Origin of the sequence: Streptomyces flaveolus (assembly GCF_014648815.1) — a bacterium.
GTDB classification, from domain to species: domain Bacteria; phylum Actinomycetota; class Actinomycetes; order Streptomycetales; family Streptomycetaceae; genus Streptomyces; species Streptomyces flaveolus.
This window is the reverse complement of record NZ_BMRV01000006.1, coordinates 182,878-197,903: the sequence shown is the minus strand read 5'-3', so window position 1 is coordinate 197,903 and position 15,026 is coordinate 182,878. Positions and strand designations below refer to the sequence as shown.

Here is a 15,026-nt window from a genome sequence, read left to right as displayed (position 1 = left end):
ACCGGTCCCCGGTCGCGCCCTCGCGGGCCTTCCCACCGGTACGGAGGGGGGAATTCCGCCGCCCGCGAGGCACGATGGGGGCGGGGAGGCCCGGGCCGGGGCTGTTAGATTCCTGGCCGGACAGCTGCGAGGGAAAGGCGACGACCATGGCGGTCAACGGTGGGCGGAGCCGGGGCGTCAGACGCCCGACCCTCGAGGAGGTGGCCGCCCGGGCCGGCGTCGGCCGCGGCACGGTCTCCCGGGTGATCAACGGCTCGCCCCGGGTCAGCGACGCGACCCGCGCGGCCGTCGAGGCGGCCGTCGCGGAACTCGGCTACGTCCCGAACACCGCCGCCCGCGCGCTCGCGGCCAACCGCACCGACGCGATCGCCCTGGTCGTCCCGGAGCCGGAGACCCGGTTCTTCGCCGAGCCCTACTTCTCGGACATGCTGCGCGGTGTCGGCGCGGAGATCACCGACACCGAGATGCAACTGCTGCTGATCTTCGCGGGCAGCGACCGGGAGCGGCAGCGGCTCGCCCAGTACCTGGCGGCGCACCGGGTGGACGGCGTCCTGCTGGTCTCGGTGCACGCCGACGACCCGCTGCCCGACATGCTGACCCAGCTGGACATCCCCGCGGTGATCAGCGGCCCGCGCTCCGCGGCGGAGACGCTGGCGTCGGTGGACTCCGACAACTACGGCGGCGCCCGCTCGGCCGTCGAGCACCTGATGTCCCGGGGCCGTGGCCGCATAGCCCACATCACCGGCCACCTCGACGTCTACGGCGCCCAGCGGCGCGTCGACGGCTACCGCGACGCCCTGCGCGACGGGGGACTCGGCGACGCGGACGAGCTGATCGAACCGGGGGACTTCACCGAGGAGGGCGGCCGGCGCGCGATGACGGAGCTGCTGCGCCGCTGCCCGGACCTGGACGCGGTCTTCGCCGCCTCGGACGTGACGGCGGCCGGTGCCCGCCAGGCGCTGCGTGAGGCGGGCCGGCGCATCCCGGACGACGTGGCGCTGGTCGGTTACGACGATTCGGCCATCGCCCGCCATCTGGACCCGCCGCTGACCAGCGTCCGGCAGCCCATCGAGGAGATGGGCCGCGCGATGATCGACCTGCTGCTGACCGAGATCGCGGACCGCCGTCCGGCGGGGGCGAGGGGGCGGGAGCGGCACCAGGTGGTGCTGGCGACGGAGCTGGTGGAGCGCGCGTCGTCGTGACCGGGGGGGCGCGGGTCCGCCCCCGTCCCGCACAACGCAATCAGCCGGTGACCTTCTTCCGAAGGTCACCGGCTGATGACTCAGGGTGAGTGACGGGACTTGAACCCGCGGCATCCTGGACCACAACCAGGTGCTCTACCAGCTGAGCTACACCCACCATGGCCGGTAGTCGGAACCTTTTGCGGGGTTCCCCGACCGGCTGAGAAAAAGTGTACAGGGTCCGAAGGGGTGCTCGCGCCCGCCTTTCGCGGCGCCCCTACCGGGCGGTCACGACGTGCTTCGCGGCGATCGCCTTGGCGGTGTCGGAGTCGGGGCCGGGCTGCGGGACGAAGACGGCCTCGCGGTAGTAGCGCAGCTCGGCGATGGACTCGCGGATGTCGGCGAGGGCGCGGTGGTTGCCGTTCTTCTCGGGACTGTTGAAGTAGGCCCGCGGGTACCAGCGGCGGGCCAGCTCCTTGATCGAGGAGACATCCACGATCCGGTAGTGGAGGTAGTCCTCCAGCGTCGGCATGTCCCGCAGCAGGAAGCCCCGGTCGGTGCCGACCGAGTTGCCGCACAGGGGGGCCTTGCCGGGTTCCTTCACGTGCTCCCGCACATACGCCAGGACCTGCGCCTCGGCGTCCGCGAGCGTCGTGCCGCCGTCGAGCTCGGCGAGCAGGCCGGACGCGGTGTGCATCTGACGCACCACCTCCGGCATCGTCTCCAGGGCCCGCTCCGGCGGACGGATGACGATGTCGACGCCCTCGCCGAGGATGTTCAGCTCGGAGTCGGTGACGAGGGCGGCCACCTCGATGAGCGCGTCGTCGGACAGCGAGAGGCCGGTCATCTCGCAGTCGATCCACACCATGCGATCGTTCATGTGGGACACCCTACGGCTGACGTGCGTCGCCCGGACCCCCGGCGTCGGTGCGGGCCTCACGGGGGCTGCCGCCCCCGGACCCCCGCTTCGGCCTGGACGGCCTCGTCCTCGAACGCCGGACGGGCTGAGTGGGTGCGCCTGCCCGGCGTGGGGGCGGACCGGAAGCGCCGGGCGGGCTGGCTGCCCGGCCGGCGCTTTCGGAGGTCGCGTCAGGGTGCGCTGCGTTGGCCCGGCAGGCTGGCCGCCGCGGCCGGGAGCGGGGTGCGGCGGGTCTGGAACGGGACCTGGCTCTCCGCCGGCACGGGGGACGGCTGCTGGCCGCCCTCGTGCGGGGCGGGGGACCGGGACGCTCCCGGCGTACCGCCCTCCGGGTCCACCGGCCGGTCGCCCTGCGGGCGGCGGGCCCGGTAGGCGGCCCGGTAGGCGGCCGGGGACGAGCCCAGCTGGCGGCGGAAGTGGCCGCGCAGCGCCACCGGCGAACGGAAGCCGCAGCGGCCCGCGACCTCGTCGACCGAGTAGTCGGACGTCTCCAGCAGCCGCTGCGCCTGCAGCACCCGCTGCGTGATCAGCCACTGCAGCGGCGCACTGCCGGTCAGCGAGCGGAAGCGGCGGTCGAAGGTGCGCCGGCTCATGTACGCGCGGGCCGCCAGCGTCTCCACGTCGAACTGCTCGTGGAGGTGCTCCAGCGCCCAGGCGACGACCTCGGCGAGCGGGTCGGCGCCGATCTCCTCCGGTAAAGACCGGTCGAGGTAGCGCTCCTGGCCGCCGCTGCGGCGCGGCGGGACCACCAAGCGGCGGGCCAGCGCGCCGGCCGCCTCGTTGCCGTGGTCCGTGCGCACGATGTGCAGGCACAGGTCGATGCCCGCCGCCGTGCCCGCCGACGTCAGGACGTCGCCGTCGTCCACGAACAGCTCGCGCGGGTCGACGTGCACCGACGGATAGCGCTTGGCCAGCGTCGGCGCGTACATCCAGTGGGTGGTGGCGGGGCGGCCGTCGAGCAGGCCCGCCGCCGCCAGGACGAAGGCGCCGGTGCACAGCCCGACGATGCGGGCACCCTCCTCGTGCGCCCGGCGCAGGGCGTCGAGCGCCTCCTCCGGCGGCGGCGAGGTGATCGAACGCCAGGCCGGTACGACGACCGTGCCGGCGCGCGAGATCGCCTCCAGGCCCTGCGGCGCGGTGAGTTCGAGGCCCCCCGTGGTCCGCAGCGGGCCGTCCTCGCCGGCGCACACCAGCAGTCGGTAGCGCGGCACGCCGGCGTCCTGGCGGTCGATCCCGAACACCGACAGCGGTATGGAACTCTCGAAGATGGGGCCGCCGCTGAACAGCAGCACCGCGACGATCTCCTTGCGGCGTCGCCCGGAGAGCTTCCGGGCCGCGGCTTCCGGCGCGGCAGTGGAGTCGTGGCTCATCCTGCTAAGCCCCCCTCGGTGGTCGCGGCGCCCTCAACCTTTCGGGTCTGTCGCTCCAACACGTTTCCCCTCGGTCCTGCACGAGTCCCCCGCCGTAGACAGTCAAGATCGAATCTACTGCGTCCTGTCGTACCGAGGTGGCCGGTTCGGCACTTGGGACATTGTCGACATGGCAACTTGGCGTGAAGCAGTCGATCACGAAGCGTCGCACTCCGGGGCGCCGCAGGGAAGTGCGCCTTGTGGCAGTGGCCAATCCACATAGGGTGCGCGGGGCCCCCGAGACCCTGTCCGTGCAGGTGGAACGGGGGTTGGGGGGTGGTTCGGGCAGGGGGAGGCACCCCCTGGGAAGTTGGCTGAAAAGAAGCGGGCGCGTGCGCGGAAACCGGTCAACCGACCGGTGTGTTTTCCCCGGTGCGGTGACCGCCCCCGTGTCCGCCCGGCCCGGCCCGGCGGTGGCCCCCGGCACGGGGTGCGGCGCCCCGGTGATGCCCGGCGACCTCCCCGGACCCGCCGACCCCTTCGCGCAGCAGGGCCGCGCCGCGTTCCGACCGGCGCAGCAGCAGGCGGCAGGCGCCGGTGAGGGCGGCCAGTCCCACGGCGGTCCCGGCCGCGCCGGCCAGGGAGGTGCCGTACCAGAGGAGCACGACCGGGACGAGGGCGCAGCTGAACACCGCCCAGCGGACCAGATCGGTGACACCGTCCCGCGCCGGCGCCGCCGGTCCGGGCGCGCCGGACGGCGGCTCGGCGGGCTGGTGCGGTCCGGACATGCGGGCTCCCTGGGACTGGCTCATGGAGATCAACGTCCGTCCGGTCCGTCGGTCACGACGGGTCTCGGTCAGGTGCACGGAAGTTGAATCCCGTGCAAACCGCCTGTACAGCGCAGCAACCATTGCGTTACGGGCGCCCCCTCGGGCATGCTCCGGGGAGCCCGCGGCGGACCCTACGCGGGATCTGGGCGAAGGAGGCGTGGCGCCGTACCCTTGGGGGTATGGGGTTGGGAAGACCATTCCCGGACACAGCTCCGCCGCACACTGTTGCCCCCCATAGAGGATATAAACGCCGAGACAGCCATGGCCGGTCACGAATTCTTCGAACCCGCGGACCGCAAGCGGCCCGTCGCCGAACCTACGGCGGCCGAGCCCCTGGCGGCGGAAGAGCCACGCCACTCGTGCGACCCGGCTTTCAAGCACGGCGTCGTCGTCGGCTTCGACGGCTCCACCTCCAGCGAGCGCGCTCTCGCGTACGCCATCGGCATGGCGCGTCGGCTCGGCTCGGGCCTGGTCATCGTGCACGTCGCCAACCGGCTGCCGACCACGGTGTGGGCGGGCTGCGAGCCTCCCGTCTTCGTCGACGTGCCGGACCACCGCACCGAGGTGCTGGGCCTGGAGCTGGCGTGCGCGGACTATCTCACCGAGGTGCCCTGGATCCTGGTCGAGCGCGGCGGCGACATCTGCCACGAACTCGAAGAGGTGGGCCGGGAGTACGAGGCGGACGCGATCGTCGTCGGCTCCAGCCACGGCCTCGTGGGCCGGCTCTTCGGCTCCGTCGCGGGACGCCTCGCCAAGCGGGCGCAGCGGCCCGTGGTGGTCATTCCCTGACGGCCGGGTGACCCGCGACCGACGCGAACGGCCCCGCACACGTGCGTGCGGGGCCGTTCGGCTGTTCTGCCGGGTGAGCTACTCCACGGTGACCGACTTGGCGAGGTTGCGCGGCTTGTCGATGTCCCGGCCCAGGGCCAGGGCCGTGTGGTAGGCGAGGAGCTGGAGCGGGATGCCCATGAGGATCGGGTCGAGTTCGTCCTCGTTCTTCGGGACGACGATCGTGTGGTCGGCCTTCTCCTGCTCCTGGTGGGCGACGGCGAGGATCTGGCCGCTGCGGGCCTTGATCTCCTCCATGGCCGCACGGTTCTTCTCCAGCAGGTCGTCGTCCGGCACGATCGCGACCGTCGGCAGAGCCGGCTCGATCAGGGCGAGCGGGCCGTGCTTCAGCTCGGAGGCCGGGTACGCCTCGGCGTGGATGTAGGAGACCTCCTTGAGCTTCAGGGAGGCCTCGCGGGCGACCGGGTAGCCCCGCACGCGGCCGATGAAGAGCATCGAGCGGGCGTCGGCGTACTGCGCGGCCAGCTTCTTGATGTCCTCTTCCTGCTCCAGCATCTCGGAGATCTGCGCCGGCAGCTTGCGCAGGCCCTCGATGATCCGCTTGCCGTCGCGCACGGACAGGTCGCGGGTGCGGCCCAGGTGCAGGGCGAGCAGCGCGAAGGCGACGCAGGTGTTGGTGAAGCACTTGGTGGAGACGACGCAGACCTCGGGGCCCGCGTGCACGTACATGCCGCCGTCGGCCTCGCGGGCGATCGCCGAGCCGACGACGTTGACGATGCCGAGGACGCGGGCGCCCTTGCGCTTGAGCTCCTGCACGGCGGCCAGCACGTCGTACGTCTCACCGGACTGGGAGACGGCGATGTACAGGGTGTCGGGGTCGACGACCGCGTTGCGGTAGCGGAACTCGGAGGCCGGCTCGGCGTCCGCGGGGATGCGGGCCAGCTCCTCGATCATCTGGGCGCCGATCTGGCCCGCGTGGTACGAGGTGCCGCAGCCGAGGATCTTCACGCGACGCACGGCGCGCGCGTCGCGGGCGTCCAGGTTCAGGCCGCCGAGGTGCACGGTGGAGAAGCGGTCGTCGATCCGGCCGCGCAGCACGCGGTCCACGGCCTCGGCCTGCTCGTGGATCTCCTTGTGCATGTAGGTGTCGTGGCCGCCCATGTCGTAGGAGGCGGCCTCCCACTCGACGGTGGTCGGCTCCGCCGTGGTGCGGGTGCCCTCGGTGGTGTAGGTGCGGAAGTCGTCGGCCTTGAGGGTGGCCATCTCGCCGTCGTCGAGGGTGACTATCTGCCGGGTGTGGGCGACCAGCGCGGCGATGTCGGAGGCGACGAACATCTCCTTCTCGCCGATGCCGAGGACGACCGGCGAGCCGTTGCGGGCGACGACGATGCGCTCGGGGAAGTCGGCGTGCATCACGGCGATGCCGTACGTGCCCTCGATGACCCGGAGGGTCTCGCGGACCTTGTCCTCCAGCTTCTCCGCCTCGGAGCGGGCGATGAGGTGGACGAGGACCTCGGTGTCGGTCTCGGAGAGGAACTCGACGCCGTCCGCCTCCAGCTTGCGGCGCAGGTCGGCGGCGTTGTCGATGATGCCGTTGTGCACGACGGCGACCTTGTTGTCGGCCGACATGTGCGGGTGGGCGTTCACGTCGGAGGGGGCGCCGTGGGTGGCCCAGCGGGTGTGGGCGATACCCGTGGTGCCCTTGAAGCGCGCCGGGACCTTGGCCTCCAGGTCACGGACCCGGCCCTTGGCCTTGACCATCTTCAGGCCGGCCGTCTTCGGGGACGTGACGACGATGCCCGCCGAGTCGTAGCCGCGGTACTCCAGGCGCTGGAGGCCCTCGAGCAGCAGGGGCGCGACGTCACGCTTGCCGATGTATCCGACGATTCCGCACATATACCGTATTCCTCGCAGGTCTCGTGGCCCACGGCTTCTCAGCCGTAGACGATGCGGCGCAGCTGGCGGAGCGTCAGCTCCGGTGGTGCCACCGCGCGGTACTTCAGTTCCGCCGCGATCCGCTCGAAGATCGTCGCGTTCACCAGGCCCTGGGCCTGCAGCTCGCGGTGGCGGCGACGGACGTACTCCTCGGTCGTCTCGTCGAAGTAGGCGAGCACGTCCTGGATCACGCGCAGCGCCTCGCCCCGGCTGAGGGGCGTGGACCGCGTCAGATGATCAACGAGTTCGTCGTGCACCCGGTAGATCCTGGGGTACGGCTGACGGTTTCGCAAGAATCTTGCCCGATTTCGGGCAGGGCCCTTACATTCGCCGGAGAACCGCCTGCTTGGCGAGGGTGAACTCCTCGTCCGTCAGCACCCCGGAGCGGTGCAGTTCGCCCAGTTCCCGCAACCGCCGCAGCAGCGCGTCGTGGTCGTCCTCGGGCGCGGGCGCGGGGGTGGGGGTGGAGGCCGCGGTGTGCTCGGCCGGGTGTGCGCTCTCCAGGGCCGGCGCTCCCGCCGGGTGCGGGAGCCGGGCCTGGACGGCGGCGGCCACCAGGGCCATCAGCGGGTCCTTCTTGAACCCCCACAACTCGACCGCGTTCGGGTCGTACTTGGGCGGCATCTTGGTCGGCGCGGCCCGCACGGTGAAGCGGAGGTGGCCGTTCTCCAGGCCCACCGACGGCTGCCACTCCACGGCGGTGATGTCCGCGAGCGCGAGGATGCGCGGGCCGCCGGCGGACTTGGAGTCCTCCGCCTGCCACTTCCACTCCAGCCGCACTCGCTCGCCGTCGAAGCTCGCCGTGCCGTCCCCGGCGGACACCGAGAGGGGGACGGAGGGCCCCGCCAGCAGGTAGGCGTCCAACGGGTCGGCCGGGACCTGCTCCAGCAGCAGGGCGTTGCGCACCTCGTCGACCAGGTACTCGGCGACGCCGTACCGGTCGGAGTCCACGATCAGCTGGTACGGGTCGTGCGGCTCCGTCAGCCGGCCGCCGGTCGCGTGCAGCAACGGGTCGGCGCCGTCCCGCAGCCGCAGCCTGAGCCGCCCGGACTTCTTGCCCTGCTCGAAGGATATGCCCGCCAACGCCCGCAGCGGCACGACCAGTTCACCCAGTTCCCGGCGGAGCAGACCGACGTTCTTGTCGCGTCCGGGCGTCAGCCGCAGGGTGTCGCCGTCGAAGACCCACGTTCCGTCCTTCTGGATGATTTCCGCCATGCGGAGATTGTTCCATCGCTTCTGCGCGCGGCGGTTGTGCGGGAGAGTGGTCTATACCCATCGTGAAGGGAGAGCACGTGAGACGGCACCAACGGCACCGCGGAACGACTCCCCGCATGACCCGGCTGCTCGGGTCGCTGCTGCTCGTGGCGGCGGCAGGAGCCTTCACCGTCGGGGCGGCCCCGGCCCAGAAGGCGGCCCCGATCCCCCTGGACCGGGTGATCCCCGCCCCGTCCTCGGTCGACCCAGGCGCAAGCCCGTACCGCATCACCCGCGGCACCCACATCCGCGTCGACGGCTCGCGCGAGGCCCGCGACGTCGGCGACTACCTCGCGGGCGTCCTGCGGCCCTCCACCGGCTACCGCCTGCCCGTCACCTCCCACGGCGACGGCGGCATCCGGCTGCGCCTGGCGAAGGGCCCGTACGGCGACGAGGGCTACCGCCTCGACAGCGGCCGCGCCGGCGTCACCATCACGGCCGCGAAACCCGCCGGCCTCTTCCACGGCGTCCAGACCCTGCGTCAGCTGCTCCCCGCGGCCGTCGAGAAGAAGTCCGTACAGCCCGGACCCTGGCTGGTCGCGGGCGGCACCGTCGAGGACACCCCGCGCTACGGCTGGCGCGGCGCCATGCTGGACGTCTCCCGGCACTTCTTCACCGTCGACGAGGTCAAGGGCTACATCGACCGGCTCGCCCTGTACAAGCTCAACAAGCTCCACCTGCACCTCAGCGACGACCAGGGCTGGCGCATCGCCATCGACTCCTGGCCGCGCCTGGCCACCTACGGCGGCTCCACCGAGGTCGGCGGCGGCCCCGGCGGCTACTACACCAAGGACGACTACAAGGAGATCGTGCGCTACGCGGCCTCCCGGCACCTGGAGGTCGTCCCCGAGATCGACATGCCGGGCCACACCAACGCGGCCCTCGCCTCCTACGCGGAGCTGAACTGCGACGGCGTGGCACCCCCGCTGTACACCGGCACCAGCGTCGGCTTCAGCTCGCTGTGCGTCGACAAGGACATCACGTACGACTTCGTGGACGACGTGGTGCGGGAGCTGGCCGCGCTCACCCCGGGCCGCTACCTCCACATCGGCGGCGACGAGGCGCACTCCACGCCGCACGAGGACTACGTGAAGTTCATGGACCGGGTGCAGCCGATCGTCGCCGCGTACGGCAAGACGGTGGTCGGCTGGCACCAGCTGACCGGCGCCGTCCCGGCCAAGGGGGCGCTCGCCCAGTACTGGGGCCTGGACGGCACCAGTGCCGCGGAGAAGGCCCAGGTCGCCAAGGCCGCGCAGAACGGCACCGGCCTGATCGTCTCGCCGGCCGACCGGACCTACCTCGACATGAAGTACACCAAGGACACCCCGCTGGGTCTGTCCTGGGCGGGCTACGTGGAGGTGCGGCGGTCCTACGACTGGGACCCGGGCGCCTATCTGCCGGGCGTGCCGGCCGCCGCGGTCCGCGGTGTCGAGGCGCCGCTGTGGGCGGAGACCCTGTCGGAACCGGACCAGCTCGAGTACATGGCCTTCCCGAGGCTGCCCGGCGTCGCCGAGCTGGGCTGGTCGCCGGCGGCGACGCACGACTGGGACGCCTACAAGGTGCGGCTGGCCGCGCAGGCGCCGCGCTGGGAGGCGCTGGGGATCGACTACTACCGGTCGCCCCAGGTGCCCTGGACGCCCTGACCCCATACGCCGACGCCGACGGGCACCCCGGAGGACCGTCTCCGGGGTGCCCGTCCGTCCGTTCGGGGCCGTCAGAGGCCCGCGAGGGGGTTCTTCAGGTTCCCGACCAGCTGCAGCGCGCCGGACGGGTCCGCGAGGTCCACCATCTGCCTGTTGTTGCGCAGCTGGAGCCGGTTGAGACAGGACAGCGCGAACTCGGGCGCGAACATGTCGTACCGGTCGAACTTCTCGGCCAGCTCCGGCACCGACTCCTGGTAGGCGCGGGTGACCTCCGCGACCGTCCGCCAGAAGGCGTCCTCCTCGAGGATGCCCTCCTCGGCGAGGCCGGCGGCGAGGAAGCGGAAGAAGCAGTCGAAGACGTCCGTGAAGATCGACAGCAGCTTCTTGTCCTCGGGGACCTCCACGGCGATGCGCGAGACGTCCGGCGGCAGCACCGCGTCCGGGTCCATCACCGCGATCTCCTCGGCGATGTCCTTGTAGACCGCCCGCTGCACCACCCCGTCCTTCAGCACGAGGATCACGTTCTCGCCGTGCGGCATGTAGACCAGGTCGTAGGCGTAGAAGCTGTGCAGCAGCGGGACGAAGTAGGCCCGCAGGTAGTGCCGCAGCCACTCGGTGGGCGCGAGGCCCGACCGCTCGATCAGCGCGCCCGCGAAGGAGGCGCCCTCGTGGTCGACGTGGACGAGGGAGGCCATGGTGGCGAGCGTCTCGCCGTCCCGGAGCGACGGCACCGGGCTCTCCCGCCACAGCGCCGCCAGCATCTTGCGGTACGGCGAGTAGCGGTCGGTGGCCCGCTCGTACTCCAGGTGCCGGTAGCCGACGGCCGCCCGCTCCCTGATGATCGTCAGGCCCGTCGACTTCAGCACCGGGTCGTTCTCGATGAGCTGCGCCAGCCAGTCGTTGATGGCCGGAGTGGCCTCCATGTACGCCGCCGACAGGCCGCGCATGAAGCCCATGTTGAGGACGGACAGGGCCGTCTTCACGTAGTGCTTCTCGGGGTGCGAGGTGTTGAAGAAGGTCCGGATGGACTGCTGGGCCAGGTACTCGTCGTCGCCCTCGCCCAGGCACACCAGGTGCTGCCGGGCGACCTCGGCGGCGAAGGTCACGGTGAGCTTGTTCCACCACTGCCAGGGGTGGACCGGGATGAACAGGTAGTCGGCCGGGTCCAGGCCCTGCTCGCGCAGCACGCCGTGGAAGCGCTCGACGGTCGCCTCGCCCAGCTCGCCGCGCACGAAGGACTCGTACTCGACGCCCACGCCCGCCGTGAACGCCGCCCGCGAGCGGTGCGCGGCCAGCCACACCAGCCGCACCGGGCTCGCGGTCTCGGGGGCGTACGACAGGTAGTCGTGGATGCCGAAGCCGAGCCGTCCGTTGTTGGCGACGAAGCAGGGGTGGCCCTCGGTCATGCCGGTCTCGACCGCCTGGAAGCCGCTCCGCGCCAGCTCGGCGGAGGTGACGCGCGGCTTGGTGAGCTTGTAGCAGGTGCCGGAGAGCGTGGAGGAGATCTCCTCCAGGTAGACCGGCAGGATGTCGTCGCTCAGCCCGAGGGAGTCCTTCAGCTCGATGAAGAAGTCCAGAGCGGCGAGCGGGAGCTGGGTGCCGTCGCGGTGGCGGGTGATCGAGCCGGCCTCCACCTGCCAGTGGTCCAGGGCGCGGACGGTGGCGGTGAAGCGGTACTCGGTCTTGCCGTCGTCGCTGCGGACGACGTAGGACTCGCCGTCCCGCTCGGGCGTGAGCAGCCGCTCGTGCGTGAACTCGGCCAGCGCCTTGCGGACCAGGAGGCGGTTGGCCTGCTCCCAGCGTTCGGGGGAGAGGTGGGTCACGGCGTCGGCGAGGCTCATGCGGACACCGCCTTCTCGAACTGCTCGCGGGTGCAGAAGCTCAGCAGCGCCTTCTTCTCCGGCTTCTGGATCTCGCGGTCGGGCACGAATCCGACGGCCGCGTTCAGGGCGTGGACGGCCTTGTTGCCGACGTCCGGCTCGACGACGACGCGGGCGGTGGCCGGGTCGGCGAACAGCTCGGTCATCACGGCGGTGATCACGGCGCGGGTGAAGCCGTGCACGGGCCGGTCGGTGGGGGCGACCAGGAAGTGCATGCCGACGTCGCCGGGCTCGGGCTCGTACAGGCCGGTCAGCTCGCGGTGGGCCGGGTCGTACTTCTCCATCAGGAAGGCGGGGACGCCGTCGTGCAGGCCGAGGTAGGCGTGGTGGTGCTCGTCGGCGGCTATCTCCATGTAGGCGCGCTCGACGTCCACCAGCGTGGCGTCCTGCATCATCCAGAAAGCCGACTTCGGGTGGGTGACCCAGCTGTGCAGCAGGACGGCGTCCTTCAGCGGGTCGAGGGGACGCAGGGTGAGGTCGCCGATCGTCGCGGCGGTGGGGGTGCTCATACGGCGAACTCCTGGAACGCGATGGTCTTCTCGACCGGGTAGTACTCGGTGCCACCGAGCAGCTCTCGGATGATGTAGCTGTTGCGATAGGCACCCATGCCCAGATCGGGGCTCGTGATGCTGTGGGTGTGGACACCCGCGTTCTGCAGGAACACACCCTGGCCCGTGATGTCGACGGCGTAGTTGCGGGCGACGTCGAAGTTGCCCTGCGAGTCGTGGCGCAGCCGGTCGCGGACCGGCTTGAGGAACTCCGGCTCGGTGTACTTGTAGCCGGTGGCCAGGATCAGGCCGTCCGAGCCGATCTCGAAGTCCTTGCCCTGTTCCTCCTGGCGGAAGCCGAGCGTGTACGTGCCGTCGGCGTACCGGGCGCTGGTCAGCGCCGAGTTGGTGAGCAGCCGGGTGGGGACGGGACCGCCGAGTCTCTTCTGGTACAGCAGGTCGAATATCTCGTTGATCAGGTCGCCGTCGATGCCCTTGAACAGCCCCTTCTGCTCGGCCGTGAGGCGGTAGCGGGTCGTCTCGGGCAGCGCGTGGTAGTAGTCCACGTACTCCGGGGAGGTCATCTCCAGCGTGAGCTTGGTGTACTCCAGGGGGAAGAAGCGCGGGGAGCGCGTCACCCAGTTCAGCTGGTAGCCGTGGACGTCGATCTCGCTGAGCAGGTCGTAGTAGATCTCGGCGGCGGACTGGCCGCTGCCGACCAGCGTGATCGACTTCTTCTTCTGCAGCTCCGCCTTGTGCTGGACGTAGCGGGAGTTGTGCAGGAAGTCGCCGGCCAGCCCGCGGCAGGCGTCCGGGATGTGCGGCGGGGTTCCGGTGCCGAGGACGAGACGGCGGGCGCGGTAGGTGTCGCCGGACGTGGTGGCGACCACGTACAGCTCGTCCGCCTCGTCGTACGTCACCTCCGTGACCGTCGTGGAGAAGCGGACGCTGCTCAGCTTGTTCGCGGCCCAGCGGCAGTAGTCGTCGTACTCGACGCGCAGCGGGTAGAAGTTCTCGCGGATGTAGAACGAGTACAGCCGGCCCTTCTCCTTCAGGTAGTTGAGGAAGGAGTACGGGGACGTCGGGTCGGCGAGGGTGACCAGGTCCGACATGAACGGGGTCTGGAGGTGGGCGCCGTCCAGGAACATGCCGGCGTGCCACTCGAAGTCGGGCTTGGACTCCAGGAAGACGCCGTTCAGCTCGGCGATGGGCTCGGTGAGGCAGGCGAGGCCGAGGTTGAAGGGGCCGAGGCCGATCCCCACGAAGTCGTACGGGGCACTGGCTTCAGGAAGCGCGGTCAAGGGACTCTCCCAGGTACTGCTCGGCGTGGCCGGCGATCAGGTCGAGGACGGCGGCGATGTCGGCCGTGGTCGTCTCGGGGTTCAGCAGGGTGAACTTCAGGTAGTGGCGGCCGGCCACCTTGGTGCCCGCGACCACCGCGTCGCCGGAGGCGAACAGGGCCTTGCGGGCGTACAGGTTGGCGCGGTCGATCTCGGCGGGCTCGGTGACGGCGGCCGGGATGTAGCGGAAGACCAGCGTGGACAGGCTCGGCTCGACGACCACGTCGAAGCGCGGGTCGGCGGCGAGCAGCTGCCAGCCCTCGGCGGCGAGGTCGCAGACCTCGTCGAAGAGCTCGCCGATGCCGTCGGCGCCCATCACGCGCAGCGTCATCCACAGCTTGAGGGCGTCGAAGCGGCGGGTGGTCTGGAGGGACTTGTCGACCTGGTTGGGGATGCGCTCGCGCACCATGCGGCGCGGGTTGAGGTACTCCGCGTGGTAGGTGGCGTGGCGCAGGGTGGCCGCGTCCCGGACCAGCAGGGCGGACGAACTCACCGGCTGGAAGAAGGACTTGTGGTAGTCGACGGTGACCGAGTCGGCCAGCTCGATGCCGGTCAGCCGGTCCCGGTACTTCAGGGAGGCGAGCAGTCCGCAGCCGTAGGCGGCGTCCACGTGCATCCACACCCCGTACTGGCCGCACAGCGCGGCGATCTCCGGCAGCGGGTCGATGGAGCCGAAGTCGGTGGTGCCGGCGGTGGCGACTACGGCCATGGGGACGAGGCCGTCGGCGGCGCAGCGCTCCAGCTCGCGGGCGAGGGCGACCGTCTGGAGGCGCTTGTCGTGGTCGACGGGGACCGCGACGACGGCGTCGGGGCCGAGGCCGAGCAGTTTCGCCGACTTCTGCACGCTGAAGTGGCTGACCTCGGAGGCGAAGATGCGCAGTTTCGCGAGCTCGTCGGTCTTGGCCTCCTCGCGGGCCAGCAGCAGCGCCTGGAGGTTGGACTGGGTGCCGCCGGAGGTGAACACGCCGTCGGCCGCGGGGCCGAGACCGATGCGGGCGGTCGTCCAGTCGATCAGTTTCCGCTCGATGAGGGTGCCGCCGGCCGACTGGTCCCAGGTGTCGAGGGAGGAGTTGACGGCGGTCAGCACCGCCTCGGCGACCACGGCGGGGATGACGACCGGGCAGTTGAGGTGGGCCAGGTAGCGGGGGTGGTGGAAGTAGACGGCGTCGCGGAGGTAGACGTCCTCCAGCTCGTCGAGGACCGCGGCCGTGTCGTGCAGCGGCCGGTCGAGGTCGATCCCGTCGATGCGGGGGGCGAGGGCGTCGACCGTGACGCCGGTGAACGGCCGGTCGGTGGCGGCGAGTTTGGCGGCCACCCGCTCGACTCCTTGGGTCACGGAGTGGCGGTACTGCTCCGCGGTGGTGTCGTTGAGCAGGTGCGAGCGCATGTGGGGGTCCTCCGGTGGGACGGTCCGAGAG

13 protein-coding genes and 1 tRNA gene are annotated in these 15,026 nt (G+C 71.1%); 3 read left to right on the top strand and 11 right to left on the bottom strand.

Annotated features, from left to right (window positions below; genetic code table 11):
* Positions 1–146 precede the first annotated feature (146 nt).
* A complete protein-coding gene (locus IEZ05_RS16625) occupies positions 147–1,202 on the top strand; it encodes a LacI family DNA-binding transcriptional regulator (protein ID WP_189230894.1) in 1,056 nt (351 codons plus the stop codon).
* An 84-nt stretch (positions 1,203–1,286) separates the two neighbouring features.
* Here the strand turns inward: IEZ05_RS16625 and IEZ05_RS16620 are convergent.
* The 4 genes from IEZ05_RS16620 to IEZ05_RS16605 form a co-directional block, all read right to left on the bottom strand.
* Positions 1,287–1,359: transfer RNA gene (locus IEZ05_RS16620), tRNA-His, on the bottom strand.
* Between the two features lie 99 nt (positions 1,360–1,458).
* On the bottom strand, positions 1,459–2,061 hold the full coding sequence (gene orn, locus IEZ05_RS16615) for an oligoribonuclease (RefSeq protein WP_189230893.1): 603 nt from the start codon (positions 2,059–2,061) through the stop codon (positions 1,459–1,461).
* A gap of 209 nt (positions 2,062–2,270) precedes the next feature.
* Entirely contained in the window at positions 2,271–3,470 is a 1,200-nt protein-coding gene (locus IEZ05_RS16610) for a helix-turn-helix domain-containing protein (RefSeq protein ID WP_189230892.1), read from the bottom strand.
* 386 nt (positions 3,471–3,856) lie between these two features.
* Entirely contained in the window at positions 3,857–4,237 is a 381-nt protein-coding gene (locus IEZ05_RS16605) for a hypothetical protein (protein ID WP_189231082.1), read from the bottom strand.
* Between the two features lie 303 nt (positions 4,238–4,540).
* Here IEZ05_RS16605 and IEZ05_RS16600 point away from each other — a divergent pair, with 303 nt between their 5' ends.
* Positions 4,541–5,068, top strand: coding sequence for a universal stress protein (locus tag IEZ05_RS16600; protein WP_189230891.1), 528 nt, complete (start codon positions 4,541–4,543; stop codon positions 5,066–5,068).
* A 78-nt stretch (positions 5,069–5,146) separates the two neighbouring features.
* Here IEZ05_RS16600 and glmS read toward each other — a convergent pair whose 3' ends face one another.
* The 3 genes from glmS to IEZ05_RS16585 form a co-directional block, all read right to left on the bottom strand.
* Positions 5,147–6,964 (bottom strand): glutamine--fructose-6-phosphate transaminase (isomerizing), encoded by a 1,818-nt coding sequence (glmS, locus tag IEZ05_RS16595; RefSeq protein WP_189230890.1) that lies wholly within the window; start codon positions 6,962–6,964, stop codon positions 5,147–5,149.
* A gap of 38 nt (positions 6,965–7,002) precedes the next feature.
* On the bottom strand, positions 7,003–7,260 hold the full coding sequence (locus IEZ05_RS16590; protein ID WP_189230889.1) for a hypothetical protein: 258 nt from the start codon (positions 7,258–7,260) through the stop codon (positions 7,003–7,005).
* Positions 7,261–7,324: 64 nt separating this feature from the next.
* Entirely contained in the window at positions 7,325–8,218 is an 894-nt protein-coding gene (locus IEZ05_RS16585) for a DUF4429 domain-containing protein (RefSeq protein ID WP_189230888.1), read from the bottom strand.
* 77 nt (positions 8,219–8,295) lie between these two features.
* Here IEZ05_RS16585 and IEZ05_RS16580 point away from each other — a divergent pair, with 77 nt between their 5' ends.
* Positions 8,296–9,900 carry a beta-N-acetylhexosaminidase gene (locus tag IEZ05_RS16580; RefSeq protein ID WP_189230887.1) on the top strand — a complete coding sequence of 535 codons (1,605 nt, stop codon included), beginning with the start codon at positions 8,296–8,298 and terminating at the stop codon, positions 9,898–9,900.
* Between the two features lie 71 nt (positions 9,901–9,971).
* On the opposite strand, the gene IEZ05_RS16575 is transcribed toward IEZ05_RS16580, so the two are convergent.
* The 4 genes from IEZ05_RS16575 to desA are packed head-to-tail and all read right to left on the bottom strand — an operon-like array spanning position 9,972 to position 14,995.
* The gene (locus tag IEZ05_RS16575) at positions 9,972–11,741 is read right to left on the bottom strand and encodes an IucA/IucC family protein (RefSeq protein ID WP_189230886.1); all 1,770 of its coding nucleotides are present in this window, start codon (positions 11,739–11,741) and stop codon (positions 9,972–9,974) included.
* A complete protein-coding gene (locus IEZ05_RS16570; RefSeq protein WP_189230885.1) occupies positions 11,738–12,289 on the bottom strand; it encodes a GNAT family N-acetyltransferase in 552 nt (183 codons plus the stop codon). The genes IEZ05_RS16575 and IEZ05_RS16570 overlap by 4 nt, the downstream gene beginning before the upstream one ends.
* A complete protein-coding gene (locus tag IEZ05_RS16565; RefSeq protein WP_189230884.1) occupies positions 12,286–13,569 on the bottom strand; it encodes a lysine N(6)-hydroxylase/L-ornithine N(5)-oxygenase family protein in 1,284 nt (427 codons plus the stop codon). The genes IEZ05_RS16570 and IEZ05_RS16565 overlap by 4 nt, the downstream gene beginning before the upstream one ends.
* Entirely contained in the window at positions 13,553–14,995 is a 1,443-nt protein-coding gene (desA, locus tag IEZ05_RS16560) for a lysine decarboxylase DesA (RefSeq protein WP_189230883.1), read from the bottom strand. Before desA ends, IEZ05_RS16565 begins: the two co-directional genes overlap by 17 nt.
* Positions 14,996–15,026 lie beyond the last annotated feature (31 nt).